The sequence below is a fragment of the Micromonospora echinospora genome, assembly GCF_014203425.1.
Taxonomy (GTDB): Bacteria; Actinomycetota; Actinomycetes; order Mycobacteriales; family Micromonosporaceae; genus Micromonospora; species Micromonospora echinospora_A.
Map to the genome: position 1 here is coordinate 3,894,094 of NZ_JACHJC010000001.1, position 26,606 is coordinate 3,920,699.

General features: G+C 75.2%; 29 protein-coding genes and 1 pseudogene. 17 read left to right on the forward strand and 13 right to left on the reverse strand.

From position 1 onward, the window contains the following. Positions 1-15 precede the first annotated feature (15 nt). The 4 genes and pseudogenes from FHU28_RS18000 to FHU28_RS18015 form a co-directional block, all read right to left on the reverse strand. Complete coding sequence (locus FHU28_RS18000; RefSeq protein WP_184685697.1) at positions 16-747, reverse strand: ATP-binding protein; 732 nt, start codon at positions 745-747, stop codon at positions 16-18. Between the two features lie 136 nt (positions 748-883). Continuing rightward, positions 884-1,335: pseudogene (locus FHU28_RS18005) on the reverse strand (DUF4383 domain-containing protein). A 120-nt stretch (positions 1,336-1,455) separates the two neighbouring features. Further along, complete coding sequence (locus tag FHU28_RS18010; protein WP_184685698.1) at positions 1,456-2,610, reverse strand: glycosyltransferase; 1,155 nt, start codon at positions 2,608-2,610, stop codon at positions 1,456-1,458. Between the two features lie 19 nt (positions 2,611-2,629). Beyond that, on the reverse strand, positions 2,630-3,661 hold the full coding sequence (locus FHU28_RS18015) for a glucosyl-3-phosphoglycerate synthase (protein ID WP_184685699.1): 1,032 nt from the start codon (positions 3,659-3,661) through the stop codon (positions 2,630-2,632). Positions 3,662-3,863: 202 nt separating this feature from the next. On the opposite strand from FHU28_RS18015, the gene FHU28_RS18020 reads away from it, so the two are divergent. The 6 genes from FHU28_RS18020 to FHU28_RS18045 all read left to right on the forward strand — a co-directional run bounded on the left by FHU28_RS18020 (position 3,864) and on the right by FHU28_RS18045 (position 10,718). Then, a complete protein-coding gene (locus tag FHU28_RS18020; protein WP_184685700.1) occupies positions 3,864-4,886 on the forward strand; it encodes a Gfo/Idh/MocA family protein in 1,023 nt (340 codons plus the stop codon). Further along, complete coding sequence (locus tag FHU28_RS18025; RefSeq protein WP_184685701.1) at positions 4,879-5,967, forward strand: zinc-binding dehydrogenase; 1,089 nt, start codon at positions 4,879-4,881, stop codon at positions 5,965-5,967. Before FHU28_RS18020 ends, FHU28_RS18025 begins: the two co-directional genes overlap by 8 nt. Before the next feature lie 161 nt (positions 5,968-6,128). Continuing rightward, positions 6,129-8,423, forward strand: coding sequence for an accessory Sec system translocase SecA2 (secA2, locus tag FHU28_RS18030; protein WP_184685703.1), 2,295 nt, complete (start codon positions 6,129-6,131; stop codon positions 8,421-8,423). Between the two features lie 193 nt (positions 8,424-8,616). Then, positions 8,617-9,333, forward strand: a complete 717-nt coding sequence (locus FHU28_RS18035; RefSeq protein ID WP_221453230.1) for a GAF and ANTAR domain-containing protein — start codon at positions 8,617-8,619, stop codon at positions 9,331-9,333. A gap of 76 nt (positions 9,334-9,409) precedes the next feature. Further along, the gene (locus tag FHU28_RS18040; RefSeq protein WP_184685707.1) at positions 9,410-9,913 is read left to right on the forward strand and encodes a DUF2231 domain-containing protein; all 504 of its coding nucleotides are present in this window, start codon (positions 9,410-9,412) and stop codon (positions 9,911-9,913) included. A 52-nt stretch (positions 9,914-9,965) separates the two neighbouring features. Beyond that, complete coding sequence (locus FHU28_RS18045) at positions 9,966-10,718, forward strand: class I SAM-dependent methyltransferase (protein ID WP_184685709.1); 753 nt, start codon at positions 9,966-9,968, stop codon at positions 10,716-10,718. Here the strand turns inward: FHU28_RS18045 and FHU28_RS18050 are convergent. Beyond that, complete coding sequence (locus FHU28_RS18050) at positions 10,696-11,652, reverse strand: DUF3500 domain-containing protein (RefSeq protein ID WP_221454133.1); 957 nt, start codon at positions 11,650-11,652, stop codon at positions 10,696-10,698. The two genes, FHU28_RS18045 and FHU28_RS18050, sit on opposite strands and share 23 nt — an antisense overlap. 47 nt (positions 11,653-11,699) lie before the next feature. Continuing rightward, the gene (locus tag FHU28_RS18055) at positions 11,700-12,092 is read right to left on the reverse strand and encodes an ankyrin repeat domain-containing protein (RefSeq protein WP_116510638.1); all 393 of its coding nucleotides are present in this window, start codon (positions 12,090-12,092) and stop codon (positions 11,700-11,702) included. A 70-nt stretch (positions 12,093-12,162) separates the two neighbouring features. Between FHU28_RS18055 and FHU28_RS18060 the strand changes: the two genes are divergently transcribed. The 9 genes from FHU28_RS18060 (at position 12,163) to FHU28_RS18100 (ending at position 18,094) form a co-directional block, all read left to right on the forward strand. Continuing rightward, positions 12,163-12,540, forward strand: coding sequence for a cupin domain-containing protein (locus tag FHU28_RS18060; RefSeq protein WP_030504031.1), 378 nt, complete (start codon positions 12,163-12,165; stop codon positions 12,538-12,540). A gap of 105 nt (positions 12,541-12,645) precedes the next feature. Then, a complete protein-coding gene (locus FHU28_RS18065) occupies positions 12,646-13,098 on the forward strand; it encodes a cysteine dioxygenase (RefSeq protein WP_184685713.1) in 453 nt (150 codons plus the stop codon). 38 nt (positions 13,099-13,136) lie between these two features. Next, positions 13,137-13,631 (forward strand): rhodanese-like domain-containing protein, encoded by a 495-nt coding sequence (locus FHU28_RS18070; RefSeq protein ID WP_184685714.1) that lies wholly within the window; start codon positions 13,137-13,139, stop codon positions 13,629-13,631. 52 nt (positions 13,632-13,683) lie between these two features. Further along, positions 13,684-14,247, forward strand: coding sequence for a winged helix-turn-helix domain-containing protein (locus FHU28_RS18075; RefSeq protein WP_260413061.1), 564 nt, complete (start codon positions 13,684-13,686; stop codon positions 14,245-14,247). 291 nt (positions 14,248-14,538) lie between these two features. After that, positions 14,539-15,144, forward strand: coding sequence for a winged helix-turn-helix domain-containing protein (locus FHU28_RS18080; protein ID WP_073829708.1), 606 nt, complete (start codon positions 14,539-14,541; stop codon positions 15,142-15,144). Between the two features lie 98 nt (positions 15,145-15,242). Beyond that, on the forward strand, positions 15,243-15,872 hold the full coding sequence (locus FHU28_RS18085; protein ID WP_184685716.1) for a nucleoside/nucleotide kinase family protein: 630 nt from the start codon (positions 15,243-15,245) through the stop codon (positions 15,870-15,872). Positions 15,873-16,054: 182 nt separating this feature from the next. Beyond that, a complete protein-coding gene (locus tag FHU28_RS18090) occupies positions 16,055-16,453 on the forward strand; it encodes a TraR/DksA family transcriptional regulator (RefSeq protein WP_184685718.1) in 399 nt (132 codons plus the stop codon). Positions 16,454-16,501: 48 nt separating this feature from the next. Beyond that, on the forward strand, positions 16,502-17,371 hold the full coding sequence (locus FHU28_RS18095) for a DUF72 domain-containing protein (protein WP_184685720.1): 870 nt from the start codon (positions 16,502-16,504) through the stop codon (positions 17,369-17,371). A gap of 294 nt (positions 17,372-17,665) precedes the next feature. Further along, positions 17,666-18,094, forward strand: a complete 429-nt coding sequence (locus FHU28_RS18100) for a DUF2267 domain-containing protein (protein WP_069089812.1) — start codon at positions 17,666-17,668, stop codon at positions 18,092-18,094. Here FHU28_RS18100 and FHU28_RS18105 read toward each other — a convergent pair. Both FHU28_RS18105 and FHU28_RS18110 read right to left on the reverse strand, forming a co-directional pair. Then, complete coding sequence (locus FHU28_RS18105) at positions 18,079-18,888, reverse strand: DUF72 domain-containing protein (RefSeq protein ID WP_184685721.1); 810 nt, start codon at positions 18,886-18,888, stop codon at positions 18,079-18,081. The two genes, FHU28_RS18100 and FHU28_RS18105, sit on opposite strands and share 16 nt — an antisense overlap. Positions 18,889-18,897: 9 nt before the next feature. Then, positions 18,898-19,641, reverse strand: coding sequence for a PIG-L deacetylase family protein (locus tag FHU28_RS18110; protein ID WP_069089868.1), 744 nt, complete (start codon positions 19,639-19,641; stop codon positions 18,898-18,900). Between the two features lie 185 nt (positions 19,642-19,826). On the opposite strand from FHU28_RS18110, the gene FHU28_RS18115 reads away from it, so the two are divergent. Both FHU28_RS18115 and FHU28_RS18120 read left to right on the forward strand, forming a co-directional pair. Then, positions 19,827-20,129: a hypothetical protein gene (locus FHU28_RS18115; RefSeq protein ID WP_026268594.1), complete on the forward strand. Its 303-nt coding sequence runs from the start codon at positions 19,827-19,829 to the stop codon at positions 20,127-20,129. Positions 20,130-20,132: 3 nt separating this feature from the next. Beyond that, on the forward strand, positions 20,133-21,407 hold the full coding sequence (locus tag FHU28_RS18120) for a cupin domain-containing protein (protein WP_184685723.1): 1,275 nt from the start codon (positions 20,133-20,135) through the stop codon (positions 21,405-21,407). A gap of 55 nt (positions 21,408-21,462) precedes the next feature. Here the strand turns inward: FHU28_RS18120 and FHU28_RS18125 are convergent, their stop codons facing one another. From FHU28_RS18125 to FHU28_RS18145, 5 genes are all read right to left on the reverse strand, one after another. Next, the gene (locus FHU28_RS18125; protein WP_184685725.1) at positions 21,463-22,134 is read right to left on the reverse strand and encodes a hypothetical protein; all 672 of its coding nucleotides are present in this window, start codon (positions 22,132-22,134) and stop codon (positions 21,463-21,465) included. Next, complete coding sequence (locus FHU28_RS18130) at positions 22,131-24,803, reverse strand: FtsK/SpoIIIE domain-containing protein (RefSeq protein ID WP_184685727.1); 2,673 nt, start codon at positions 24,801-24,803, stop codon at positions 22,131-22,133. Before FHU28_RS18130 ends, FHU28_RS18125 begins: the two co-directional genes overlap by 4 nt. Then, entirely contained in the window at positions 24,796-25,674 is an 879-nt protein-coding gene (locus FHU28_RS18135) for a hypothetical protein (protein WP_184685729.1), read from the reverse strand. Before FHU28_RS18135 ends, FHU28_RS18130 begins: the two co-directional genes overlap by 8 nt. 8 nt (positions 25,675-25,682) lie before the next feature. Then, the gene (locus FHU28_RS18140; RefSeq protein ID WP_030504016.1) at positions 25,683-25,943 is read right to left on the reverse strand and encodes a hypothetical protein; all 261 of its coding nucleotides are present in this window, start codon (positions 25,941-25,943) and stop codon (positions 25,683-25,685) included. Positions 25,944-26,117: 174 nt separating this feature from the next. After that, a complete protein-coding gene (locus FHU28_RS18145) occupies positions 26,118-26,495 on the reverse strand; it encodes a PIN domain-containing protein (RefSeq protein WP_184685731.1) in 378 nt (125 codons plus the stop codon). Positions 26,496-26,606: the final 111 nt, after the last annotated feature.

Below are 26,606 nucleotides of genomic sequence, written 5' to 3' on the forward strand. Positions count from 1 at the left end.
GAGCGGAGAATTCGGTCAATTAGCTGGGAGCATGGCCCAGACGACCTTGCCGGCGCCGACCGGAGTGCTGCCCCAGCGCTGGGTCAGCTCCCGCACCAGCATCAGCCCGCGGCCCCCCTCCTCGCGCGGGTCGCGGCTGCTCGCGGCGCGGGCGTCGGCCGGGCTGCCGTCCATCACCGCCACCCGCAGGTACGGCCGGCGCAGCGTCAGCGTCACCTGCATCGGGGTGCCGGCGTGCCGCACCACGTTGCCGACCAGCTCGCTGAGCACCAGCGAGGCCGGGCCGGCCAGCTCCGGCACGTTCCACCTGCCGCACGCCTCGGTGACCATCTCCCGGGCCCGCCGGCAGGCGCCGGCCACCGGCTCCAGCCGGGCCCGCAGCCGGGGCGCCGAGTCCTCGCCGGCCAGCGCCGCCGCCTCGGCGCAGTCCCGCCGTACCGGCACCACCCGGCAGGCGGTGGTCTCCGCCAGCCAGGCCGCCGTCTCGGCCGGTGGCGCGGCCAGCACCATCGGCACCGCCGGCCAGTCGGCCGCCCGGCGCGCCGCGGCGGCGAAGACGGACAGCGCCAGCGGCTCGCCGACCTCGATCTCCTCCAGGTCGACCACCAGGGCGTCCGGCTGCGCGGCGAGGCACCCGTCCAGCACCTCGTGCACCGCGCGCATCGTGGCCAGGTCGAGCGCGCCGGCCAGCCGTACGACAGTGATCGGCGACTCGTCGCGGACCTCGCACCTGATCCGGGTCACCATCGCCGTCCTCGTTTCCGTTTCGTCGGGGAGGGTCGCCCGGCCGGGACGCTCGTCCGCCTCCCGCAGCCGGTAGAACTACGGACGTACCCGGGCCCCCGGCCCCCGAAACCGGGCATCCAGGTCACCGGGGCGCAGGTCAGCCGCGGTTCCCGCGCCGCGCCGCGAGCAGGCCCAGGACCAGCATGACGGCGCCCAGCAGCAGGTGCAGCCAGGCGTCCGCGCGGTTGACCGCCAGCACGTTCGCCGCGTCGCGCCGGTCGATTCCCAGACCGGCCAGCCACAGCACCAGGTAGATCGCCCCGGCGCCGATCAGGAACGCGCGGGCCCCGGCCACGCTGCGCGCCAGCGCCAGCCCGGCCACCCGAGGACCAGGTGCACCAGGTTGTGCACGACCGAGACCTGGAACAGCCCCAGCAGCCGGGCGCCCGACCCCGGCCCGGCGAAGCGCAGGTCCGCGTAGTCGCTGGTGATGCCGGGCACGAAGCCCAGCGCGCCGAGCAGCAGCAGGAGCACGGCGAACCCCGAGGCGATCCGACGCACCGGCGCCCGGCCGTCGGCCGGGTTGCGGCGCGCCCGGGAGTGCGCCATCGAGTTCGTCACGCCGGCCTCCTCGCCACGCGGGGCAGCGACGGTTTCCCGGGCCGGGCGCGGACAAACGCCGGCCCGGCCACGCGGGGTGGCCGGGCCGGCGCCGGGTTCGCGACCGGATCAGGCGGGCTGCAACGGCTGCGCCGCGCCCTGGCGGACCCGCTCGTACAGCTCCAGATAGCGCTGCGCCATCCGGGCCGGGGTGAACCGGCGGGCCGCCTCGCGCCGGCACTCGTCCGGCTCCAGGCCGCCGGCGGCGAGGACCATCTCGCCCAGCTCCTCCTCGTCGCCGGTGAGCAGGCCGGTGCGGCCGTGCTCGATCAGCTCCGGCAGGCAGCCCCGGGCCGTCGCCACCACCGGCGTGCCCAGCGACAGCGACTCGACCACCGCGGTGCCGCCCGGCTCCTCCCAGCGCAGCGGGAACAGCGAGGCCCGCGCCGAGGCCACCAGGTCGTCGCGGTCCCGCCCGGCCACCGTGCCGACCCAGCGCACCCGGTCCCCGTCGACGTACGGCGCGACGTGGTCGTGGAAGAAGCGCACGTCCGGGTTCTGCCGGGCCTCGTCGCCGGCCGCGGCGAGATCCTCCGGCCGGTGGTACGGGCCGACCGGCCCGGCCAGCACCAGCGGGAAACCGGCCTCGTGGGCGAGCCGCGCGCCCAGGTCCTGCCCCTTGCCCGGGTTGATCCGGCCGAGGATCACCACGTGGTCGCCCTTGGGCACGGGCGCGTGCCGGTCCGCGCCCACCGCGAGCGGGGTGGACAGGTGCACGTGACCCACCGAGTGCGCCCGCAGCGCCTCCGGCGCGCGGGCCAGCTGCGACGCGGACACCCCGTTGACCCGTACCCGGTCGCCGCCGTCGAGGTTGCCGTACAGCTCGGGGTGCTTGGCCAGGTCCCAGTGCAGCGTGTGCAGCACCGGCGGGGCGTCCGGGCCCATCGCCGCGAGCGTGGCCAGCCCGACCGCCTCCACGTGGTCGTGCACCAGGTCGATGTCGTCGCGGGCGTACAGCGCCCGCACCACCCCGGACAGGTGCGCCTGGGACACGCCGCACACCTGGTTGTACGGCCGTTGCAGCGCGTGGAACTGGCCGTCCGGGAAGACCGCGATCTTCTCGTCCACCGGCAGCGTGCTGCTCTCCACCGAGGCCAGCACCACCCGTACGCCCAGCCGGCGCAGCTCCGGCACCAGCGTGGCCACCACGTTCTCGATCCCGCCGTAGCCGGGCGGCGGCACGGACAGCCACGGACCGGCGTTCATCAGCACGGTGAGCGTCATGCGTTGCTCCTCCTCGCGCTCACGCGGCCGCGACCCGGCGGCGGCGCGGGATGCGGTGCCGCAACTGCGCCAACGGCGGGCGCTCCTGCACCGACACGTCGTTGACCACGATCTCGCGGTCCAGGTTGGGCAGCGCCTCCGAGCCGCCGCGGCGGAACTGGGTCAGCAGCGCGCCCGGCGAGACCCCGGGCGCCGCCCAGCCGCGCCGTTGCAGCCGTGACCAGGCGGTCAGCATGATCTGCGCGGACATCCGGCCCAGCGCCGCGGTGTCCTGGTGCCGGTGCTTGCGCTCGCCCAGGTCGACCTGGGCCAGCGCGTCCAGCCCGACCATCTCCAGCAGGTCGATGAGCATGGCCGTCTCCACCCCGTACCCGGTGACGAACGGCACCCGCTCCAGCACCTGGCGGCGGCCGGCGTACTCGCCCGCGAGCGGCTGCACGAAGCCGGCCAGCTCCGGCCAGAACAGGTTGAGCAGCGGCCGGGCCATCAGCTCCGTCACCCGCCCGCCGCCGTCGGGCTCCACGCTCGTCGCGCCGACCAGCGGCCGGTGGTAGAAGCCCTTCACGAAGTCCACGCCCGGATCGGTGAGCAACGGCCCGAGCAGTCCGGTGACGAAGTGCGGCCGGAACTCGCGCAGGTCGGCGTCGATGAACGCGACCACGTCCCCCTCGGCCGCGGCCAGCCCGGCCCAGAGCGCGTCGCCCTTGCCGGTCAGCCGGGGCAGCCCGCGCGTCATGGCGTCCTGGCTGACCACCTCGGCGCCGGCCGCGCGCGCCACCTGCGCGGTCCGGTCGGTGGAGCGGGAGTCGACCACGATCAGTTCGTCGACCAGCGGCACCCGGTCCATCAGGTGCTCCCGGACCGTCGACACGATCGCGCCGACCGTCGCCTCCTCGTCGCGCGCCGGCAGCACCACGCTGACCCGGCTGTTTCCCTTGGCCCGCACCAGTCGCTGCGCCGGCCAGTCGGCGGCGGTGCTGGTGCGGTACGTGGCCCACGCCTCAACCACTGGTGAGACTGTCGAATCTGCTTCCCGCACAGGCACCCCCATCGACGGTGGACTAGCGGATCTGGTTTTCCCAATCCCGCATCCGCGCTAACCGGATCTTGCCCAACATCCTGATCACCTGCCGCGTACCGGGAGGTTCCGGGCGCATGAACGTTGCGTTGCGCACCTCGGCGGAGTTTGGCGCGACGCCGCCGGGGGGAGTGGTGTCCGCAGTTTCTCCAGTCGTGGCGAGAGGGTTGGTCGGATGCGTGCCTGCCGGGTGGGACTTGTCGGAGCCGGCGGGGTGGCGCAACGCCACGCCCGGGTGCTCAGGGGCTTCGAGGACGTGGAACTGCTCGGCGTGACAGACGTCGCGCCGGACGCGGCGGGCGCACTCGCCGGCACGTACGGCGGCCGGGTGTTCCGTGACGTGGACGAGCTGCTCGGGGCCGGCCCGGACGCGGTGTACGTCTGCGTGCCGCCGTTCGCGCACGGCCCGGTCGAGGAGGCGGTGGTCGCCGCCGGGGTGCCGATGTTCGTGGAGAAGCCGGTGGCGCTGGACCTGGAGACCGCCGAGCGGGTCGCGGCGCTGGTGCAGCGGCGCGGGCTGCTCACCGGCGTCGGGCACCACTGGCGCTACCTGCACGTGGTCGAGGAGGCCCGGCGGCTGCTCGCCGGCCGTCCGGTGCGGATGGTCAACGGCGCCTGGCTGGACAAGGTGCCGCCGGTGGCCTGGTGGGCACGGCGGGACCGCTCCGGCGGCCCGGTGGTCGAGCAGGCCGCGCACGTGCTCGACCTGGTGCGGCTGCTGGCCGGCGAGGCGGTCGAGGTGAGCGCGTACGGCGACGGCAGCCCGCCGCCGGTCGACGGCGCCGACATCGACTCGGTGACCGCGGCGACGCTGCGCTTCGGCTCCGGCGCGGTCGGCACGCTCGCCGCGTCGTGCGTGCTGGGCTGGAAGCACCGGGCCGGCGTGGAGATCCTCGCCGACGGCCTGGCGTTGTGGCTGGCCGAGGACGGCCTGACGATCCGCGACGGCGACGGCGAGCGGCACCTGCCCGCCGACCCGGACGCCGCTCGTGTCGCCGTCGACCGGGCCTTCGTCGACGCCGTGTGCGGCCTCGGCGACGACGTCCGGGTTCCGTACGCCGAGGCGCTGCGCACCCACCGCCTCGCGCTCGCGGTGGCCGAGTCGGCGCGGACCGGCCGGCCGGTGGCGCTGCCGACCGGGCCGGCGTCGCGGCTCACCGTGCCGGTCGCGGACGCGGGGGTGAGCGTCGATGCGTGACCGCGTGGTGGTGGTCGCCGGCCCCGGCCGGGTCGAGCTGGCCGAACTGGACGCGCCGGAGCTGCGCGAGGGCACGTTCCGGGTGGAGACGCTCTACAGCGGCGTCTCGGCCGGCACCGAGCTGAGCTTCGTCAAGGGCACCAACCCGTACCTGCACGTCACCTGGGACGCCGGGCTCGGACTGTTCCGGCCCGGGGAGGCGAGCACGCCGTACCCGGTGACCCGGCTCGGCTACATGCAGGTCGGGCGCGTGGTGGAGAGCCGCACCCCGGCCGTCGCGGTGGGCGAGGTCGGCGCCATGACGTACGGACACCGCAGCGGCTGGGTCGCCGACCCGCTGACCGAGCGTTTCGTGCCGCTGCCCGACGACCTCGACCCGCTGCTCGGCGTCTACGTCGCGCACATGGGCCCGATCTGCGCCAACGGGCTGCTGCACGCCGCCGCCGACCTGTGCGGCGCCGACGTGCGCTCGCTCGGCGACGGCGTACGCGGGCGCCGGGTGGCGGTTGTCGGCGGCGGCGTGGTCGCGTTGCTCACCGCGCTGTTCGCCCGCCGCCACGGCGCCGCCTCGGTGGTGGTGGTCGATCCGACGCCGGCCCGCCGACAGGTGGCCGAGGCGCTCGGGCTGGACACGCTCGACCCGGACGCGGACGACCCGGCCGTGTTGCTCAAGACCCGGTGGAACCACGCGGCGGGGGACCGGGGCGCGGACGTGGTCTTCCAGTGCCGCGGCCAGGACTGGGCGTTGCAGCTCGCGCTGCGCCTGCTGCGCCCCCAGGGCACGGTGATCGACCTGGCGTTCTACCAGGCCGGCGCGGACGCGGTCCGGCTCGGCGAGGAGTTCCACCACAACGGGCTGTCGCTGCGCTGCGCGCAGATCGGCCGGGTGCCGCGCGGCCTGACCCCGACCTGGGACCGCGAGCGGCTGTCCGCGGAGACGGTGGAGCTGCTGCGCCAGTACGGCGACGTGATCCGCAAGCACCTGATCTCGGCCGTGGTCCCGCTGGACGAGGCCCCGGCCCTGCTGACCGACCTGGCCGAGCGCCGCCGCTCCGAACTCCAGGTGGTCCTCACCCCCTGACCCGCCCTCTTTCCAGGGCGTCGATCATGAGGTTGGCGGCGACAAAACGGACGCCGAACGCCGCCAACCTCATGATCGACCGAAGCGGACGCGAAGGGCGGAACCCGGCGCGCGGCGGGCGGGGGTCACAATCGGCTCCGGTTCGCGTACCGTTGCCGCTCATGGGTGTGTCGCAACGGTTGAAGACCAGGTTCCGCCGGTTCCTCCAGCGCCCGGGGACGACTGTCGACCTGGCTCCGCTGGAGAAGCTGCTGCCGGCGATCGAGGCGCGCGAGGCTGACCTGGAGAATCTCTCCGACGCCGAGCTGACCGAGGCCGCCGGCCAGGCGTCGGGATACGAGGAGATCTGCGCGATCGGTCGCGAGGCGGCCCGGCGCGGGCTCGACCAGCGCCCCTACGACGTGCAGCTGCTCGGCGCGATGGCGCTGCTGTCCGGCAAGGTCGCCGAGATGGCCACCGGTGAGGGCAAGACGCTCACCGCGACCGTCGCCGCGTACGGGCACGTGCGGCTGGGCAACGGCCCGGTGCACGTGCTCACCGTCAACGACTACCTGGCCCGCCGCGACGCCGAGTGGATGACGCCGGTCTACGACCTGCTCGGGCTGACCGTCGGCTGGGTCAACGAGGCGTCCACGCCCGACGAGCGGCGCGCCGCGTACGCCTGCGACGTCACCTACGTCTCGGTCAGCGAGGCCGGCTTCGACTTCCTGCGCGACCAGCTCGTCACCGACCTGGCCGACCGGGTGCAGCCGCCGCTGAAGACCGCGATCGTGGACGAGGCCGACTCGATCCTGATCGACGAGGCCCGGGTGCCGATGGTGCTGGCCGGCGCGGTCGGCGGCGAGCAGGACCCGGCGCACGCCGCCGCCGCGCTCGTGCGCGGGCTGCGCAAGGGCAAGCACTACACAGTCGCCGAGGACGGCCGCAGCGTCGCCTTCACCTCGGTCGGCCTGGCCACCGTCGAGGCCAAGCTCGGCGGCATCGACCTGTACGACGAGGAGCACGTCGGGCAGCTCTCCGCGGTGAACGTGGCGCTGCACGCGCACGCCCTGCTGCACCGCGACGTTGACTACATCGTCCGGGACGACTCGGTCGAGCTGATCGACGAGATGCGCGGCCGGGTCGCGCAGCGCCGCCGCTGGCCCGACGGGTTGCAGGCCGCGGTCGAGGCGAAGGAAGGGCTGGACGCCACCGCCGAGGGCGAGGTGCTGGGCACGGTCACCGTGCAGGCGTACATCGCGCTCTACCCGACGGTCTGCGGGATGACAGCGACCGCGGTGCTCGTCGGCGACCAGCTCCGCGAGTTCTTCGGCCTCGAGGTGGCGGTGATCCCGCCGAACACCCCGTGCGTGCGCGAGGACGAGTCGGACCGCATCTACGCCACCCGCGCCGAGAAGGAGGAGGCGCTGGTCGACGAGATCACGCGCTGCCACCAGGCGGGGCGGCCGGTGCTCGTGGGCACGCTCGACGTCAAGGAGTCCGAGGGACTGGCCGCCGCGCTGAACGCCGCGGGCGTGTCGTGCGTGGTGCTCAACGCCAAGAACGACGACGAGGAGGCCGGGATCATCGCGGAGGCCGGCGCGTACGGCGCGGTGACGGTCTCCACGCAGATGGCCGGCCGGGGCGTCGACATCCGGCTGGGCGGCAGCGACCAGGCCGACCGCGAGCGGGTGGCGGAGCTGGGCGGCCTGTACGTGATCGGCAGCGGCCGGCACGACAGCCGCCGGGTCGACGACCAGCTCCGCGGCCGGGCCGGCCGGCAGGGCGACCCGGGCGGCTCGGTGTTCTTCGTCAGCCTGGAGGACGACCTGGTCGTCCGGCACGCCGGCGACACCGTCCCGGCCTCGCCCCGGATGAACGCCGACGGCCTGGTCACCGACCCGCAGGTCGACTACGCGGTCGAGCACGCCCAGCGCGTCGCCGAGGGCGTCAACCACGAGATCCACCGCAACACGTGGCGCTACAGCCAGGTGATCGAGCAGCAGCGCAAGGCGCTCGCCGAGCGCCGGGAGCGGCTGCTGACCAGCGACATCGCCGCGCTGATGCTGCTGGAGCGGGTGCCGGAGAAGGCCGGCGAGATGGACGAGGACCTGCTCGCCGACGTGGCCCGCAAGATCGCCCTCTATCACCTGGACCGGCTCTGGGCCGACCACCTGGCCGAGCTGTCCGAGGTGCGCGAGGGCGTGCACCTGCGGGCGCTGGGCCGGCTCGACCCGCTCGACGAGTTCCACCGCAGCGCGGTGCCGGCGTTCAACGCGCTGGTGCCCGAGATCGAGACGCGGACCGTGGCCACGTTCGAGGAGACCGAGTTCGACGAGGGCTGGGAGCCGGACTCCGCCAAGCTGGTGCGGCCGAGCGCCACCTGGACGTACCTCGTGCACGACAACCCGTTCGGCTCGGAGCTGGACCGGCTGATCGCCTCGGTGGGGCGGCGGCTCATCTCCGGGTCGCGCTGACCCGCGCGGAAAGGCCCCTTCCGGCGCGACCGGGAGGGGCCCTTTTTGCGCGGTTTCGCCCGCGGTCTGGGAGGGTAGTAGGCCGAGGCCCGGCCACAGGAGGGACGGACATGGGACAGGCAACGACGCCGAGCGGGAACATCGGGTGGACGGTGGAGGCCACGGCCCGGTGAACCTCGACACGCGCCAACCCATGATCGACAACCTTGGTGTGCTGGAGACCGCCGCGTTGCTGCGCGAGCTGACCGCCGGACTGATCGGCGCGGCCGGGTTCGACGAGGCGCTCGACCGCCTGGTCCGCATCGCCCGCGACGCCGTGCCGGCAGTGGACTCCTGCGGCTTCACCGCGCTGCGTGCCGGTGAGCCCGCCGGGGTGGCCGCCTCCGACCCGGACCGGGCCGAGCTGGACGACCTGCGGCACTGCCCGGACACGCCGGCGATGACCGCGATCCGCCGCCGGGAGATGATCACCGCGGGCGGGCTGTCCGGCGACACGCGCTGGCCGGTCTGGAGCGAGCGGGCCCGCGCCCTGGGGGTGCACGGGGTGATCTCCGCGCCGGTCGACATCGACGAGCAGGTCATCGGCGCGATCAACCTCTACGCCGACTCGCCCGACGCGCTGACGCCCCGGCACCAGCTCACCGCGATGCTCCTGGCCGAGCACGCCGGGCTGCTGCTCGCCGCCGCGCGCGACCGCGAGCGGGCGGCCACCCGGGCCGGTCAGCTCGACGACGCGCTGCTGGCCGAGGGGGTGGTCGGGCAGGCCGTCGGCGTGATCATGACGCAGCGCGGCTGCCCCGCCCCGGAGGCGCTGCGGGTGCTGCGCAGCGCGGCCTCCTCGTTGGACATCCCGCTGCGCGAGGTGGCCGAGCGGCTCGTGCTGACCGTCTCCCGGCCCCGGGACAACTGAGCGACAGTCGTTTCGCCTCGCGGCGCCTCGGGTAGCACTCTGGACTGGTGAGCTGCGCCGACCTGGGGAGGAAGCGATGCAGAGCCGGCTGCGGGTGCAGGGGCACCCCATCCAACCGATGCTGGTGACGTTTCCGTTCGGCCTGTTCGTCTGTGCCGCGGTCTTCGACCTGGCCGACGTGGCGGGCGGTCCGGCGTTCCTCGGTGAGGTGGGCTACTGGACGGCGGTGGCCGCGCTCGTCGCGGCCGGGCTCACCACTGTCGCCGGGATGGTCGACCTGTGGGACGTGCGGGCCGGCCGGACCAGCCGTACGGTGCTGATGTTCAACCTCGTCAACGCCGTGATGGCGGCGCTGTTCCTGCTCTCCTGCCTGATCCGGGCGAGCGCGCCGCAGCGGGGCGCGAACGGTGTCCTGCTCGCCGCCGAAATCGTCGCGCTGGGCGTCGGTGCGGTCGGGGTGGCCCTGGGCGCGCGGCTGATGCAGCAGTTCGACCGGGTCACCGAGCCGGCCGGGTTCGAGCCGTTCGCCGACGTGCCCGCCGGGTCCACCGTCGAGATCGCCCGTCCGCGCCCGTACTGACGCCGGCCGAAATCCGTTGCCGCGCTCGGCGCGGAGCGGCAGGCTCGCGGGCATGGTCAGGACGTTCGAGGAACTCGTCGCCGAAGCCGAGGCAGCGCCGGTCGAGGGCTGGGGTTTCGACTGGCTGCGCGACCGGGCCACCGAGGAGCGCCCGTCCTGGGGGTACGCGCGCCTCGTCGGCGACCGGATGGCCGCCGTGAAGGCGGCGCTCGACATCGACACCGGCGGGGGAGAGGTGCTCGCCGAGGTGCCCGTGCCGCCGCCGCTGCTGGTCGCCACCGAGGCGTGGCCGCCGAACGTGCCGGTGGCCCGGCGCAACCTTCTCCCGCTCGGCGCGACAGTGGTGCGGGTGGCCGACCGCCCGCCGCTGCCGTTCCGGGACGCCACGTTCGACCTGGTGGTGAGCCGTCACCCGGTGCACACCTGGTGGGACGAGGTGGCCCGGGTGCTGCGGCCCGGCGGCGCCTACCTGTCCCAGCAGATCGGCCCCGGCACGGTGCGGGAGCTGAGCGAGGCGATCCTCGGGCCGCTGCCGCCGCCGGAGCACCGCCACCCGGAGGTGGCTGTCGCCGACGCGCGGGCCGCCGGGCTGACAGTCGTCGACCTGCGCGAGGCCACGCTGTGCACCGTCTTCCACGACGTCGGCGCGGTGGTCTGGTTCCTGCGCAAGGTGGTCTGGACGGTGCCCGGCTTCACTGTGGGCCGCTACCGGGACGAGTTGCGCCGCCTGGACGAGCGGATCCGGTCCGAGGGGCCGTTCGTCGCGTACGCCCGCCGGTTCCTCATCGAGGCGCGCCGGGACTGAGCGGGCCGGGCCGGTGGGCGGCGGCGTGGTGCGCGGCCAGCACGTCGGCGCCGAAGTCCCCGGCCGGGCGGCGCAGCACGGTGTGCGCGTGGTTGCCGTCGTCGGTGGTGTTGTCGTACTCGATGAGCAGGTCCTCGCCCTGCACGCGGTAGTAGTGCCGCCGGCCCGGCTCGACCGGGCCGGCCCAGGCGAAGTGCAGCTCGCCGTCGTCGAGCCGGGCGGCCTCCCGGGCCGCCAGCTCCGGCGGGAGCCGGTCCAGGTAGAGGGCGACCAGCCGGTCGAGCAGCGCCCGGCCGGTCGCTCCGAGCCGCCCCCGGGGTACGCCGAGCGGGTCGAGCCGGCCGGGCGCGGTGGCCCGGGTCGCGCTGATGATGTCGGCGGGCGCCTCGTCGGCGACGATCGCGGCGGACCGGCCGCCCGGACCGAGCGCGTCGAGCAGCTCCCGGGCCAGGTCCTCCTCCGGGCCGAGCGGCCGGGTCACCGGGCGGCCGGCGTGCCGGACGGTGGCCGGGTTGGCGCCGAGGAAGACCGGCGCGGGGGAGACCTGGTCGTCGGCGACTGTCATGCTCACCGACAGGTGGTGTCCCTCGAACCGCCAGGCCCAGCTGTCGTCGCGGTCCGGGTCGCCGAAGACGGCCACCCAGTAGTCGCCGCTGTGCCGCCCGCGCCGCCACCCCTCGGCCCGGTCGAGCACCTCTTCCAGGGCCATCACGGTCATGGCCTGCGCGTACGCGGCCGGGCTGAGCGCGGTGGCGAGCAGCCGGTGTGCGGCCTTGCGCGCGGTGACGTCCAGGCCGTCGAGCGCGACGCCGGGCCGGGGCCGCGGCCGGTACTCCAGCCACCGCCGGGCCGGCTCGTCGTCGAAGGCGTGCCGGGCGGCGTCGCGGGCGGGCTCGTCCAGCGCGGCCAGGAACGCCGCCGCGGCCGTGCGCATCCGCTCGGGTGCGGGATCCTCCACCGTCTCTGTATACCGCCTGGGGCTCACTCGCGGCCGAGCAGCGCCAGCATGTCGGGCAGTTCGAAGAACCGGGCGGTCTCGACAGCCGACGGGCCGCCGTGGTCCGGGTCGGCGCCGGCGTGCAGCAGCGCGCGGACCGCAGCCTCCTGGCGCCGGAACACCGCCGCGGCGAGCGCGGTCTGCCCCCTGTCGTTCACCCGGGCGGGGTCGGCGCCCCGGGCGAGCAGCGCGGTCACGGTGTCCGGGTGGGCGTGGTACGCGGCGAGGATCAGCAGCGTGTCGCCCTTGGCGTTGGTGAGGTTGACCGGCAGCCCGGCGTCCACGTTGGCCGCCAGTTCCTCGGTGGCGCCGGCCCGGGCCAGGTCGAACATCCGGTGGGCGAAGGCGATGGTCTCGTCGTCGAGTTCGTCGGGCATCCGCCCAGGCTATGGCGTCGTGGCCGGACGCGCCTGGTAGCTTGCGCAGCCGGGCACGGGAGGCGCGCACATGGACGATCGGGTGTACGTCGGCAACGCGGCGGTGGACGGCGCGACCGACGCGGGCTGGCTGCTGGGCCACTTCAAGCCGGCCGGCGACGTGCGGCACAGCACCGACGTGGAGGTGAAGTGGGGCGTGCACCCGGCGGGGGAGAGCCGGTCCCGGTGGGCCACCGGTGAGCGGCGTACCGCCCTGCTGGTGCTGATCAGCGGGGCGTTCCGGATCGAGCTGCCGGATCGCACGGTGGTGCTGCGCGCGCCCGGCGACTACGTGGTGTGGGGCCGGGGCGTGGACCACTCCTGGTACGCGGAGCGGGAGTCCACGGTGCTCACCGTCCGCTGGCCGTCGGTGCCCGGGTACCGGGTGGACCCGCCGGTCCGCCGCTGAGCCGCGCCCGGCGTCCCAGTATCTGGTATTACCTACTAAACCTATAGGCTTTGCCGTCTAGGCTGGTGGGGCACATCCGCTCCGCACCGTGAGGACGCCCCGCCGATGACCAGCACCGTTCCCGCCGATCTGCTCGCTGCTGCCGCCCGCTGGGCCGACCCCGCCCGCTGGCCGGTGCCGCTGCGCTTCGACGCGTCCGAGCGGTGGTACGCCCGCCTGGACGCCGGCGACGAGCACGAGGTGTGGGCGCTGAGCTGGCTGCCCGGACAGGGCACCGGCCTGCACGACCACGGCGGCTGCGCCGGCGCCTTCCTGGTCGTGGCCGGCGTGCTCACCGAGGAGACGGTCAGCGGCGCGCGGCTGCGCCCGCACCGCCTCGCCGCCGGGACCGGCCGGCGCTTCGGCGCCCGGCACGTGCACCAGGTCACTAACCACGGCGACGAGCCCGCCGTGAGCGTGCACGTGTACCGGCCGGCGCTGACCCGGATGACCCGCTACCACCTCGTCGCCGGCCGGCTCCAGGTCGCCGAGGTGGCCGAAGCCGGCGTGGCCTGGTGACCAGCCCCCGCAACCCCGACGAACGGAAGGACGCCACGATGGCGCAGACCCCCACCACCGCGACCGAGCGCTGTCCGGTCCCGCCGCCCGGCTCGCGGGGCATCGACGAGATCCTCGCCGCCGCCCGGGCCCGCCTGCGCCGCCTCGACCCGGAACAGGCGCACCTGGCGTGCCGGACCGGCGCGCTGCTGGTGGACATCCGCCCGGCCGCCCAGCGCGCCGCGCAGGGCACAGTGCCCGGCGCGCTCGTCGTCGAGCGCAACGTGCTGGAGTGGCGCTTCGACCCGCGCTGCGCCGCCCGCCTGCCGCAGGCGGTCGACTACGACGTCCCGGTGATCGTGCTCTGCCAGGAGGGCTACACCTCGTCGCTGGCCGCCGCCGCGCTCCAGGACATCGGCCTGCGCCGCGCCACCGACGTCGTCGGCGGCTTCGCCGCCTGGCACATCGCCGGCCTGCCCACGCTCGGTCCCACCCCGCCGACCCGACCCTCGTCCGCCGCGCCCCCGGTCACCGCCGGAGGGGCGCTCCGCTGACCGTCCCGCCACGACCGGCGGGGCGGGGCGACCGCCCGCACAGGAGGCTCCCATGTCCGTCGTCGCCCTCACCACCCGTCCGGCCCGATCGGGCCGCCCCGACCGGGCAGTGCCGCCCCGGCCGCGTACCGCGCCGACCGTGACCATCACCCTCGACCTGGGCAGCGGCCCGCTGACGCCGGGCCTGGCCCGCCTGGCCGAGCTGCTGGACGAACTGGCCGCCTCCGGCGAGGCGGTGGTCGGCCCGGACGAGCACCGGGCCGCCCGTACCGTGCTCGGCCTGCGCCGCCCCGCCACCGCGTCGCCGCCGGTCGGCGGCCTGCGCATCCTCACCGGCACCCGCCGGGTCCGGCTCGGCGACACCGAGATTACGCTCACCCGGATCGAGTACGACCTGCTGCTCTTCCTCGCCGAGCACCCGCGCCGGGTGTTCACCCGGCTGCAACTGCTCGCCAACGTCTGGGGCTACGAGCACGCGGTGGCGCGCACTGTCGACGTCCACGTCCGCCGGCTGCGGGCCAAGTTCGGGCCGGACACACCGCTGGTCACCACCGTCTACGGCGTCGGCTACCGCCTCGCCGACGACGCCGCGATCACCGTGGACCGCGACGCCTGACCTGCCTTCGGCCCGCACGCGGCGCACCCGACGACGGGTGCGCCGCGTTCACGTTCAGGACGCATCCGCCATTGTGAACCGCCGGGGAGACCCCCCGTACCGTCCCGGAACGGCGCTCTGCTGTAATCAACGGGCCTCGCACGCAGAGCGAGCGCACGGCTCCGATGTGTTCGTCAAATGTCACATTCATGCAACGCAGCCGCCTCTTGACCCTCGCAGAGACGCCGGGAAGCATCGATGAGGCGGCGTCCCGGGCCGTGGGGAGATACCCGGACCAGCCCAAGGAGGACCATGTCGGTCAGCCCCGCCTCGTCGCGCGCCGGATGGCATACGTCCCAACCCGCGGTCCCCGGTCGTCCCCCCGGCGGCCAGCGTCGTCCCGCCAACACCGCCGCGCCCATGCTCACCGTCACGCTGACCATCCCACTGGCCTGTGAGGAGTCGCTCACCCCGGCCGCGCGCCGGCTGCTCGACGCCGCCCGCGAGATGCTCGAACGCGGCGACGCGGTGGTCACCGCCGCCGTACCGGCCGAGCGCCGGCCCGACGCCGTACCGTCCGGCCGCGCGCCGTCCCGGCCGCTGGCCCCGACCATCCCGACCCTGCACATCCTGGCCGCGTCCCGGTCGGTGCTGCGCGACGGCGAGCCGCTGCCGCTGACCCGCCTGGAGTTCGACCTGCTGCTGCACCTGGTCGCCCACCCGCGCCGGGTGTTCACCCGGCTGCAACTGCTCAACGCGGTCTGGGGGTACGAGCACGCCGGCGTCCGCACCGTCGACGTGCACGTCCGCCGGCTGCGCGGCAAGGTCGGCGTGGACGTCCCGCTGGTCACCACCGTCTACGGCGTCGGCTACCGGCTCGCCGACGACGCCCGCGTGACCATCGACCGCACCGGCTGACCACCCGGGACACCACGCGCCGATCGCCGCCGGACGGAGCCCCGACCGCCCGGACGATCCATGTGGTGACCCGCCCGCCCGCGCGGCACGATGGGGCGATGCGTGTCCGCCCGATCAGCCCCGACCGGCTCGTCACCGAGCTGGCCGGGCGTCTCGTCAGCACCGGGACGCCCGGCCGGCTGCGGGTCGCCGTCGACGGCCCGCCCGCCGCCGGGCCGGACGCGCTCGCCGAAGCCCTCGTCGACCCGCTGCGCGCCGCCGGCCGGCCGGTGCTGCACGTACGCGCCGACGACTTCCTCCGCCCCGCCTCGGTCCGGCTGGAGCACGGCCGCACCAACCCCGACGCGTACTACGAAGGCTGGCTCGACGAGCCCGGGCTGCGCCGCGAGGTGCTCGACCCGGCCGGCCCGGGCGGCTCGGGCCGGCTGCTGCCGTCGCTCTGGGACGCCGCCGCCGACCGGGCCAGCCGGGCCGCGTACGTGGATCTGCCGCCCGGCGGGGTGGTCCTGGTCAGCGGCGCGCTGCTGCTCGGCGGCGCGTTGCCGTTCGACGTCACGGTCCATCTCGCGCTGTCCCCGGCGGCGCTGGCGCGACGTACCGACCCGGCGCTGCGCTGGACGCTGCCCGCCTTCGCCCGCTACGCCGACGAGGTGGTCCCCGCGTCCTTCGCCGACGTGGTGGTCCGGGCCGACGACCCGCGTCGCCCGGCGCTCGTCGAGGCGGCCTGACCAGCGGTTCCGGACTCACCGGAAACACTCAGGAAACAGCCGGTTTGGCCTGCCGTGGGCGGGGGTAATCGCCCGGCTCACAGAGCACGGGTGATCTCGTCGCCCGCGCTTTCACAGTCGGACCGGGTCCGGGGCGCTGGCCGCCCCGGTCCGGTATGAGGACGTAGGAAAGGCAGGCAGCGATGCTCGTCCACGACACGACAGCCACCGGCCGCTCCCAGGCGGAGGCCGACCAGATCCGGCAGTCCCTGCGGTCGCGGTACGACGAGCTGACCGCCGAGTACGAGCAGACGCTGGCGCAGAGCCACGTGCTGCGGCTGGTCGAGGTCGGCGACACCGCCGGCGACGACCAGGCCGACAGCGGCACCAAGACCGCCGAGCGGGACACGGCGCAGTCGCTGCTGCGCACCATCCTGGAACGGCGGGCGCAGTTCGAGCACGCGCTGACCCGCCTGGACGAGGGCACCTACGGCTTCTGCGAGGGCTGCACCGCCCCGATCCCGGTGGAGCGGCTGGAGATATTCCCGTCCGCCACCTCCTGCGTGGCCTGCAAGCAGACCCGGGAGCGGCGGGCGGCCTGAACGACGATGTGGTTGCCGGTCGGTCCGCCGACGCGATGAACTCCCACCATGGGTGAGATCAAGGTGGGCACCGCCTCATGGACCGACCGGACGCTGCTCGACTCCGGCTGGTATCCGGACAGCGCCGACACGCCGGAGCGCCGGCTGTCCTACTACGCCCGGCAGTTCCCGCTGGTCGAGGTGGACGCCACCTACTACTCGCCGCCGGCCGAGCGCACCGCCCGGCTGTGGGCCGAGCGGACACCGGCCGGGTTCACCTTCAACGTCAAGGCGTTCAGCCTGCTGACCGGTCATCCCACCCGCGTCTCCGCGCTCTACAAGGACCTGCGCCCGGACACGGACAAGCGCAACGTCTACCCGGACGACCTGCCCGCGCAGGCGTACGAGGAGGTCTGGACGAGGTTCCTGTCCGCCCTGGACCCGCTCGTCGAGGCGGGCAAGCTGGGCGCGCTGCTGTTCCAGTTCCCGCCCTGGTTCACCATCAAGCGGGACAACAAGCAGTATCTGCTGGAGGTGGCCCGGCGCTGCGCGCCGCTGCGCCCGGTCTTCGAGTTCCGGCACGCCTCCTGGTTCGACGGTGACAACGCCGAGGAGACACTGGGTTTCCTGCGCGAGCACGAGCTGCCGTTCGTCTGCGTGGACATGCCGCAGGGACACAAGTCGTCCATCCCCCCGGTGCTGGCGGCCACCGCGGACCTCGCGGTGGTGCGCTTCCACGGGCACAGCGACAAGTGGACGAGCAAGGACATCCACGAGAAGTTCGGCTACGACTATTCCAAGCGCGAGCTGCGCGACTGGGCGCCGAAACTGCGCGAGCTGGCCGGCGAGGCGGAACAGACCCACGTCCTGATGAACAATTGCTACCGGGACTACGCCCAACGCAACGCCCGTACGCTCGTCGACCTGCTGGACGCCTGAGCGGCTCACCCGCCGAGGGTGAGGCCGGCTCACCCGCCCGCGGCACAGCATGAGTGTGGACGCGCTCCGCCGGCCGGGCGGAGGCGCCGCGACGAGGAGGTGGGTCATGACGGTACGGGTGGTGGCGGATCGACGCCGCGGTGGCGTACTGCACGTGGTCGGCAGCTCCGAGGCGCCTCGGCGGGCCGAACGGCCCGGCCGGTTCAGTCCGACCCGGTTGTGGCGGGGACCCAGCGGACCGCCGCGCCGTGCCGAAGACCGACGCTGGGAGACCGAAACCCGGGGGTGATCCCGATGGCCGAACAGCTGTTGTCCGCGTTCGAGTCCTCGCTGGACAAGACGAACGTGATCCTCAAGGAGATCGAGTCCGCGTACGGCTGGCCGAAGGACCAGCGCAACCAGTCCTACGCCGCGCTGCGTACGGTGCTGCACCTGCTGCGGGACCGGATGCCGGTGCAGGAGAGCGTCGAGTTCGCCCAGCAGTTGCCGGTGCTGGTGCGCGGCATCTACTTCGACGGCTGGCAGCCGGAGAACGTGCCGATCAAGCTGAACCGCGACGACTTCCTCTACGAGGTGCGCCAGGGCTTCCCGTACGACGTCGAAGGCGGCGCGCAGCGGGTGGTGCAGGTCGTGCTGGACACGTTGCGCCGGCACGTCACCCAGGGTGAGTGGCAGGACGTGAAGTCCACCATGCCGAAGGATCTGCGTCAGCTCATTCCCTGACCCGGCACCGGCCCGGTCCGTCCCGCCCCCTCGGCGGGGCGGGCCGTCGGCGTCCGGGACACCGGCAGCCCGGCCCGCCGGGCCAGCCCGGCGAACGCGACGGCGTCCACGATCGCCGCGCCGCCCGGGTCGTTGTTGAAGTAGACGTACGCCGGCTCGCCGCCGCCGAACGCCTCGGCCAGCCGGCGCGTCCAGCCGGCCAGCGCGGACCGGCCGTAGCGCGGCCACGGCCGGGCCCGGCCCTCGTGCAGCCGCAGGTAGCCGAAGTCGGTGGTGCGCCACAGCGGCGTGATCGGCCGGCTGAGCCGGTCGGCCCAGACCAGCGCGGCCCGGTGCCGTTCCAGCACCCGCCTCGTGTCGTCGGTCCACCACGATGGATGCCGTGGCTCGACCGCCACCCGAACGCCGGCCGGGAACCGGCGCAGCACGTCGGCGAGCGCGTCCGGGTCGGCGCGCAGCGTCGGCGGCAGCTGCACCAGCACCGGCCCGAGCCGGTCGCCCAGCCCGGACGCCCGGTCCAGGAACCGGGCCACCGGCTCGGCCGGGTCGCGCAGCCGCTTGACGTGGGTCAGGTAGCGGCTCATCTTCACCGCCACACAGAAGTCGCCGGGCGTACGTTCCCGCCACGCGACGAACGTGTCCCGCTCGGGCAGCCGGTAGAACGCGTTGTTCACCTCGACTGTGGCGAACCGCGAGGCGAAGTGCTCCAGCCAGCGCCGCTGCGGCAGCCCGGCCGGATAGAACCGCTCCCGCCAGTCCCGGTACTGCCAGCCCGACGTGCCGACCAGGATCATCGCCGCGCCCTACTGAAGGTTGATCTGGAACACCTCGAACGTGGCGCCGAACCGCGCGCCGAGCCGGCTCCCGGCCGGGCGGGCCATGCCCTCCAGGAACTCCTCGGCGTCGAAACCGCCGTCGCCGAGCCCGCTCAGGTACGCCCCGTGCGCCCGCAGCGACGCCACGCCCTTGTCGAACGTGTCGGTCACGTCCACCCCGTGCCGAGCTGCCGGCGACCCGGCCGCCCACACCTCGCGGACCCGCGACCACGGCTGCGTGCCGTCAGTGAGCTGCTCCGGGAAGATCCACCGGTTGCCGGCGTCGCGGACCGCGTCCAGCGTGGCCCGGCCGCAGGCGATGTGGTCGGCCTGGTTGAGCGCGTACGCCCCGTCCCAGGTCTCCCGGAAGTTGTTCGTCAGCACCACGTCCGGCCGGTGCCGGCGCACCACGGCGGCGATGGCCCGGCGCAGCGGCACGCCGTACTCCAGCAGCCCGTCGGGCAGGCCGAGGAACTCGACCACGGGCACCCCGACCACGGCGGCGGAGGCACGCTGCTCCTCCTCGCGCACCACCCGGGCGCGCTCCGGCGCCATCCCGTCGATGCCCGCCTCACCGCTGGTCAGCAGGCAGTACACGACCTCCTTGCCCTGGGCGGTCCAGCGCGCCACCGCGGCGGCGGCGCCGAACTCCAGGTCGTCGGGGTGCGCCACCACTGCGAGCGCCCGCTGCCAGTCCTCGGCCAGTGGGGTGAGCGGCTCCGGCTGCGTCACGTGCGCCTCCTCGCGTCGTCCTCCCGCCATCCTGGCATCCACCCGTCCCGGCCGCTTGCCCCGCGAACCGTCCGTACGGCGGCGTCCGGGCGTCTACCGTGTGGTTAGAGACGATCGGGCGTGGGGTACCACCCGCTGCACACGGACCCCGGCACCACGCGGGGCGGCACACCGAGGGAGCACCCATGGCATTGAACGACGACGACATCCAGAGCAGCGGCGGCAGCGGCCTGGAGGGCCCCGCCGACGGCGGTGCCACCCCGGGTCAGCACGACGGTGGCGCGGACGGCGGCGCGGAGGGGCCCGCTGACGGCGGCGCGACCCCGGGTCAGCACGACGGTGGCGCGGACGGCGGCGCGGAGGGCCCCGCTGACGGCGGCGCGACCCCGGGTCAGCACGACGGTGGCGCGGACGGCAGCGCGGAGGGCCCCGCCGACGGCGGCGCGACGCCCGGTCAGCACGACGGCGGCGCCGACGGCAGCGCCTGACACATGAGCACGCACGTCGACCCGCCGGGTGGCCACGGCCGCCCGGCGGTTCCGCTTTCCGCCACCGAGGCGCTGGCCCGGTGCGTGGCAGTGGAGCCGGCCAAGTTCGCCGCCGACCACTGGGGGCGCAGCCCGCTGCTGTCCCGCGCCGCGGAGCTGCCCAACGCGTACGGCTTCACCGACCTGCTCAGCCCCGCCGACGCCGACGAGCTGCTCAGCCGCCGCGGTCTGCGTACCCCGTTCCTGCGGGTCGCGAAGGACGGCCAGCTGGTGCCGGCGGCGCGCTACACCGGCGGCGGTGGCGCGGGCGCCGAGATCGGCGACCAGGTCCTCGACGACAAGGTGCTGGCGCTCTACGCCGACGGCGCCACGCTGGTGTTGCAGGGCCTGCACCGCACCTGGCCGGCGATCGTCGACTTCGCCCGCGACCTGGGCGCCGCGCTGGCCCAGCCGTTGCAGGTGAACGCCTACCTGACCCCGGCCGGCAGCCAGGGCTTCGCCACCCACTACGACACCCACGACGTGTTCGTGCTCCAGGTCGACGGACGCAAGCACTGGCGCATCCACCCGCCGGTGCTGGCCGACCCGCTGGAGCGCCAGCCCTGGGGCGGCCGGGCCGACGAGGTCTCCGCCACCGCCGACGGACGCCCCGAGCTGGACGTGGTGCTCGAACCGGGCGACGCGCTCTACCTGCCGCGCGGCTGGCTGCACAGCGCCCAGGCCCAGGAGTCCAGCTCACTGCACCTGACAGTGGGCATCCGGGCGCTGACCCGGTACACGGTGGTCGAGGAACTGCTCGCGCTCGCCGCCGAGGACGCGCGGCTGCGCGCGAGCCTGCCGTTCGGGCTGGACCTGGCCGACCCGGACGCGATCGAGCCGGAGCTGACCGAGACGGTCGAGGCGCTGCGCGACTGGCTGCTGCGCGCCGACCCGGCGGCGGTGGCCGACCGGCTGCGCGCGCGGGTCTGGCCGGCCGCCCGGCCGGCGCCGATCCGGCCGCTGGCCCAGGCGCAGGCGCTGGCCCGGCTGAGCGCGGACAGCGAGGTCGCGGTGCGCGGCGGGCTGCGCTGGCAGCTCGTCCCGGCCGCCGACGGACGGGTGACGCTGCGGATGCCCGACCGGACGCTCACCCTGCCCGGCACCTGCGAGGCGGCGCTGCGCGCCCTGCTCACCGGCGAGGTGACGAGGGTCGGTGACCTGCCCGGCCTCGACGACGACGCCGACCGCCTGGTGCTGGCCCGCCGCCTCCTCAAGGAGGCGGTCCTCGTCCCCGCCTGACCGGCGCGATCATGAGGCGGACCGGCGGCGCGACGGCGTGTCGCGCCGCCGACGGTCAGCGGGTGTAGGTCACCGTGAGCAGCAGGACGGTCGTGACCAGGCCGGAGACGGCCACCAGAATCATCGGGCGCGGTGTCAGCACCGCGTGCCGCCGGTCGGCCAGCAGGCGGGCCGGCGCCAGCCCGATCACCGGGCCGAGCAGCGTCACCACGAGCGCCAGCACCGGCAGGCCCACCGCCAGGTCACCGCTGGAACCGGCCGCGAGGGCCCGCGCCGCCACCCCCAGCGCGTACGCCACCAGCGCGCCGCCGATCCCGCACGCGACGAGCAGCGGGTTCACCGAACCGGGCAGCTCGCCCGGCGCTCCGGTCCGCTCCAGCAGCTCCCGGACCGCCCGCAGCAGCGGCACCGGGTCACCGGCGGCGCCGCGAACCGGGCCGGGCGGGTCGCCCAGCCGCCGGGCGCTCATGCCGAGCCGGGCCCGCAACTGCGTCCACAGGTGAGTGGCCTCGCCGTCGACGCGCTCCACCATCCGGGACGCCTCGGCCACCTCCGCCTCGGCCTGCCGGACCTGCTCGGCCGCCTCGGCCACCGCCCGGTCGGCGGCGGCCACCTGCTGCGCGTACCAGGTGTGCGCCTCGGCCCGCTGGGCGGACACCCGGGCGGTCAGCTCGGCCAGCCGCCGGATGTGCGCGTGGTACGTCTCACTGGTAACCGGTTCGTTCATCGGGAGGGACCATAAGGGATGATCACCTGTCCGGTGCGGTGCACCGCCCGGTCGAAGTAGAGACCGCGCCACGGCCGGGGATACCAGTCCGGCCCGCCGCTGCCCGGATACAGCGAGGAGCCCAGCTCACCGCCCTGCACGTCGAGCGCCACCCAGGCGCCGATCTGGTCCGTGCGCGCGCCCGCGCCGCCCAGGTCCACGCGCATCCGGGCCACGCCCCGCCACCACGCCAGCACGTGCGTGCGCCGCTCCGGCCCGTCGTGCAGGATCCGGCGCAGCTGCTCCAGCCCGGTCCGCGTACCGGCCTTGCCGGCCAGCGCCGCCGCGGCCGCGTCCACCGCGTACAGCAGCAGGAAGTGCGGGGTACGCGACGCGCCCGGCGCGCCCAGCCCGTCGCCCACCTCGGCCATCAGCTCCGGCACGGTCTCCTCGTCGTACCAGGAGGCGTCCCCGGCCAGATCCTCGTACAGGGCGCGGGCGGCCGGGTCGGCGTCCGGGTCCAGGCAGGCGATGGAGAAGCGGGCCGCGCCGGGCTGGTACTGCCGGGCCAGCGAGCGGGCGGCGGCGTCCAGCACCGCGCACGCCTCGTCCACCCGGGTGCCCAGCACCGCCAGGTTGCGGCCCGGGGCGCGGGGCAGCCGCAGCGACGCCGAACGGGACTGCACGTCGATGATCTCGCCGAGCAACGCCACCGGGTTGCGTGGGACGCCCTGCTCGGGCGCGGTCAGCGCGCGGAAGTCCGGCGCGTCGGCCAGCTTCGGGATCGCGTCGCCGTCGAAGAGCCGGGCCGGCGCGGCGTCCTGCGGGCGCATCCGCCACAGCCGGTGCTGAAGCTCGCTCCACGTCTCCCAGTCGCTCGCCGACGGGATCCGGGCCACCTCGTTCCCCTCGGCCAGGCCCGACTCGGCGTTGATGACCGCGTGGTGCCGGGGCAGCGACTGCGCCGCGTCGTTGCGCTCGGCCAGGATGCGCAGCGCCTTCGGCATCGCGATCCGCAGCGTGAACTGGGCGACCAGCGCGGGCCGCCCCCACAGCGCCTCGATGCCGCGCACGTCCTGCGAGGCGAGCACCAGGTGGATGCCCTGCGACCGGCCCCGCCGGGCCAGGTCCTCCAGCAGGTCGGCGGCCTCGCGGGCGACCACGTCCCGCCCGGCGAGCAGCGCCTGGAACTCGTCCACCACCGCCACGATGCGCGGCCAGTGCCCGTCCGGGTCCACCGCGCGCAGCTCGGCCAGCTTGGTGACCTCGTGTTTCTTCGCCGCGTCGGCGCGTCGGCGCAGCTCCTCGGCGAGGAAGCGCAGCAGCGCCAGGCCGAACTCCCGGTCGGTGTTGACGTTGATGCCGACCAGCCGCATGTGCGGCAGCCAGCTCGGATCGCGGCGGCCCTGCGCGAACCGGGCGAAGGACACGCCCTCCTTGAAGTCCAGCAGATAGAACTCCAGCTCGGCGGGGGAGTAGCGGGCCGCGAGCGCGCCGATCCAGGCGAAGATCAGATTGGTCTTGCCGGTGCCGGACGGGCCGCCGATCAACGCGTGCGGCGGGTAGTCGCCGAGCGTGAGCAGCACCTGCCGCCCGTGCGGGCCCTCGCCGACCGGCGCGCTGAGTCCGTGCGCCGAGTCCTCCCGCCAGTACTCGTCCGGCGGCGGGAGCAGGTCGGTGAAGGGCGTCGGGGGAGGGCCGGCGGCGACCCGGGAGGCGACAGTACGGCAGGTCTCGGTGACCAGCGCGGGCGGCGGCGGGGCGTCGAGCACGACCGGCAACCCGGCCACCCGGGCGTCGTCCGGCTCCACCGCGATCCGGACGACCGTCGGGTCGTCGGGCAGCTCGATGCCGCGGACCACCAGATGCACGCCGCACGCCGCGCCGGTGCGTACCACCCGGTCGAGCTGGCCGCGCTCGTGCCGGGACAGCTCGTCGCCGCCGAGCAGCACCGCCACCCGCCACGGCTCCGGGCGGCGTCCGGTCGCGGCGGCCAGCTCGCGCAGCGAGCCGTACTCACCGGCGAGCACCGTGGCGTTGATCCGGCGGATCTGCTCCACCAGGTCGTCCAGCAGCCGGCCCAGGCCACCCGGCCCGACGAACGTGAGCAGGCCGGCGGTGCCGAGCGGGGCGAACCCGGCCAGACCGCCGCCCAGGTGCTCCGGGTCGTACCCGTACAGCCGCACCGCGCCCGGGTCGGCGCGGCCGACCGAGCGCAGCAGCAGCGCGGGCACCACAGTGGCCAGCCCGGCACGGTCGCCGCCGGCCAGGTGCGCGTGCCCGGCGTCCAGCAGCGGGACCAGCGCCGGCACCGGCTCCGCGCCGTCCAGGCGTACCGTGCCCACGCGCAACGCGCCGGGCGGCTCGGCCCGGCCGGCGGGCGTGGCCTGCCAGCGGTCCCAGGGCGCGGACGCCGCGCCGGGCGCCTCCCGCTGCGCCGCGGCGGCGGCCCGGCGGGCCAGCTCCGCCAGACGGGCGGTGTGCCGGGCGTCGATCTCGGCCAGGCGGCGGTCGCGGGCAGTGCCCACCCGGGCGGGCACTGCGGCGGCGGCCCGGCGGGTACGCGCCAGCCGCTCCCGGCTCGCGGTCAGCTCCGCCTCGGCGGCGGCGAGCCGGGTACGGGTGGCGCCCAGGGCCTCGGAGAGCATCCCCCGGACCCGCGTCACCAGTTGCGTGCGGACGTCAGCCACGGGACGTCTCCCGTTCGTCGGTGTCCTTCGGCAGGTCCCGGCCGAGCCGGTCGAGCAGCACCCCGGTGAGCACGCCGGCGGTGACCGCCGGGTCGGCCGCGTGCGGCTGCTCCGCGTCGTCGTCGCGGCGCGGCGGGGGCATCCGGCACACCCGGGTCAGCAGCGTGTCCAGCACCGGCCGCGGCAGCCCGGGCAGCAGGTCACGGACCCGGGAGTCCAGCGCGCCGCGCAGCCGGGGCAGGTCGTCCGCGCGGGGCGGATGGCCGAGCAGCTCACCGGCCAGCTCGCGCAGCAGCGGCGGGGCGATCGCGGCCAGCCCCAGCCCGACGTCGGCGTGCGCGGCGCGCAGCTCGCGGTGCAGCCGGTCCCGGTCACCGGAGCGGACCCCGGCGACCACCCGGCGCAGCAGCTCACGGGAGTCCCCGACGCGCTCCTCCGGCTCGTCCGGCGTCCCCTCCCGGCCGCCGGTCAGCTCCGCCACCCGCACCGCCCACCAGCGCCGTACCGCGGGCTGCTCGCCCGGCTCGGGGGTCGCGCCGGGCGCGGGCGGGTCGTCGCCGCGCGGCGTGTCGTGCCGGGGCCGCCGCTCGCCCGGTGGCGGCGGTGGCGCGCCGTCGGGGGCGAGCCCGATCGCGGCCAGGTACGCGGCGAGCTGCTCCTGCGCCACGCGCAGCGCGTAGCCGGCGGTCTCGGCGTGCTCGGTGGCCGAGGACAGCTCCGGCACCCCCATCGGGTCGGCCGACTCCTGACGCACCCAGCGCAGCCGCTCCTGCGCCTGGCCGAGCTTCTCCAGCGCGGCGGCGAGCTGCGCCAGCGGCAGGTCCTCGGTGGCGGCGCGGACCTGCGCGCCGATGTCCTCGACGATGGACACGGCCGGCCTCAGAGCGTCGCGACGTAGAGCTGTGCCTGCTCGACCGCGACGAGTGTCGCGGCGAGGCACTCCTCCAGCTCCTGGCTGGCCTGTGTCAGCGAGGCCTGGGCCGCCTCGACCGTCTCGTGGCCGCTGCCCTCCAGCGCGCCGGCCAGGGTCTGCTGTGCCTCGGCCAGCTTCTCGCCCGCTGCCTGCACCGCTGTCTGGCCGTCACCGATCTGCTGGAGCGCGACATCGATGGCGGCCTTCAGCTCGGCGACGCTCGCCACGGAACCTCCTGGGGGCAAAAGAGATCTCCATTACAACCCATCGGAACGAGTGGACGAACATCCACCCTCGCCCCGTTGCGACCCGCGTGTCCGGTTCCCGCCCTGACGTGCGCGAAGACCTCGCCGTCGGTCCCGCCGGCGGGCCCGCCGGTCCCGTGGACGGAACCGGATGATCTAGCGGCCCAGCCAGCGCGGGCCGCGTACCTCCGCGCCGAGCGCGGTCACCCGCTCGCGTAGCTCCCGGTCGGCGGTGACCACCACCCGCCGCCGCTGCGGCGCGGCGGCGACCAGCTCGACCACCGTGTCGTCACCGGAGCCGGGCGCGGACACCACCTCCACCCCGGGCACCGAGGTGACGTGCCGGGCCGCGCCCTCCACCACCAGCACCACCCGCACCGGCGGGGGCAGCTCCGGCGGCACGCCCGCCTCCCCGACGGACGCCAGCGCGTCGCGCAGCCGCGCCGCCGCGCCGGCCCGGTCCCGCCACCAGCCGTCCGGGCGCGAGCCCACCACGTTCGCGCCGTCCACGACCAGCAGCGGTCCGCTCTCCATGCCCCCAGCCTGCCATCCGGTCGCGTTTGTCGCGCCGACCGCCGGGTAGCCACCGCCGACCGTGCCGCGCGTGCCGGGTACCGGTCGTGCCGACCGACTGCGGAGGACGAT

Coding starts and splice junctions, on each gene's coding strand:
- FHU28_RS18025 (WP_184685701.1), top strand. CDS start 4,879: ATGCGTGACCGCGTGGTGGTGGTCGCCGGCCCCGGCCGGGTCGAGCTG.
- FHU28_RS18020 (WP_184685700.1), top strand. CDS start 3,864: ATGCGTGCCTGCCGGGTGGGACTTGTCGGAGCCGGCGGGGTGGCGCAA.
- FHU28_RS18145 (WP_184685731.1), bottom strand. CDS start 26,495: ATGGAGAGCGGACCGCTGCTGGTCGTGGACGGCGCGAACGTGGTGGGC.
- FHU28_RS18015 (WP_184685699.1), bottom strand. CDS start 3,661: ATGGGGGTGCCTGTGCGGGAAGCAGATTCGACAGTCTCACCAGTGGTT.
- FHU28_RS18060 (WP_030504031.1), top strand. CDS start 12,163: ATGGACGATCGGGTGTACGTCGGCAACGCGGCGGTGGACGGCGCGACC.
- FHU28_RS18065 (WP_184685713.1), top strand. CDS start 12,646: ATGACCAGCACCGTTCCCGCCGATCTGCTCGCTGCTGCCGCCCGCTGG.
- FHU28_RS18035 (WP_221453230.1), top strand. CDS start 8,617: ATGATCGACAACCTTGGTGTGCTGGAGACCGCCGCGTTGCTGCGCGAG.
- FHU28_RS18000 (WP_184685697.1), bottom strand. CDS start 747: ATGGTGACCCGGATCAGGTGCGAGGTCCGCGACGAGTCGCCGATCACT.
- FHU28_RS18010 (WP_184685698.1), bottom strand. CDS start 2,610: ATGACGCTCACCGTGCTGATGAACGCCGGTCCGTGGCTGTCCGTGCCG.
- FHU28_RS18055 (WP_116510638.1), bottom strand. CDS start 12,092: ATGCCCGACGAACTCGACGACGAGACCATCGCCTTCGCCCACCGGATG.
- FHU28_RS18105 (WP_184685721.1), bottom strand. CDS start 18,888: ATGATCCTGGTCGGCACGTCGGGCTGGCAGTACCGGGACTGGCGGGAG.
- FHU28_RS18050 (WP_221454133.1), bottom strand. CDS start 11,652: ATGCGCACGGCCGCGGCGGCGTTCCTGGCCGCGCTGGACGAGCCCGCC.
- FHU28_RS18090 (WP_184685718.1), top strand. CDS start 16,055: ATGCTCGTCCACGACACGACAGCCACCGGCCGCTCCCAGGCGGAGGCC.
- FHU28_RS18070 (WP_184685714.1), top strand. CDS start 13,137: ATGGCGCAGACCCCCACCACCGCGACCGAGCGCTGTCCGGTCCCGCCG.
- FHU28_RS18080 (WP_073829708.1), top strand. CDS start 14,539: ATGTCGGTCAGCCCCGCCTCGTCGCGCGCCGGATGGCATACGTCCCAA.
- FHU28_RS18045 (WP_184685709.1), top strand. CDS start 9,966: ATGGTCAGGACGTTCGAGGAACTCGTCGCCGAAGCCGAGGCAGCGCCG.
- FHU28_RS18040 (WP_184685707.1), top strand. CDS start 9,410: ATGCAGAGCCGGCTGCGGGTGCAGGGGCACCCCATCCAACCGATGCTG.
- FHU28_RS18095 (WP_184685720.1), top strand. CDS start 16,502: ATGGGTGAGATCAAGGTGGGCACCGCCTCATGGACCGACCGGACGCTG.
- FHU28_RS18120 (WP_184685723.1), top strand. CDS start 20,133: ATGAGCACGCACGTCGACCCGCCGGGTGGCCACGGCCGCCCGGCGGTT.
- FHU28_RS18115 (WP_026268594.1), top strand. CDS start 19,827: ATGGCATTGAACGACGACGACATCCAGAGCAGCGGCGGCAGCGGCCTG.
- FHU28_RS18100 (WP_069089812.1), top strand. CDS start 17,666: ATGGCCGAACAGCTGTTGTCCGCGTTCGAGTCCTCGCTGGACAAGACG.
- FHU28_RS18085 (WP_184685716.1), top strand. CDS start 15,243: ATGCGTGTCCGCCCGATCAGCCCCGACCGGCTCGTCACCGAGCTGGCC.
- FHU28_RS18075 (WP_260413061.1), top strand. CDS start 13,684: ATGTCCGTCGTCGCCCTCACCACCCGTCCGGCCCGATCGGGCCGCCCC.
- FHU28_RS18125 (WP_184685725.1), bottom strand. CDS start 22,134: ATGAACGAACCGGTTACCAGTGAGACGTACCACGCGCACATCCGGCGG.
- secA2 (WP_184685703.1), top strand. CDS start 6,129: ATGGGTGTGTCGCAACGGTTGAAGACCAGGTTCCGCCGGTTCCTCCAG.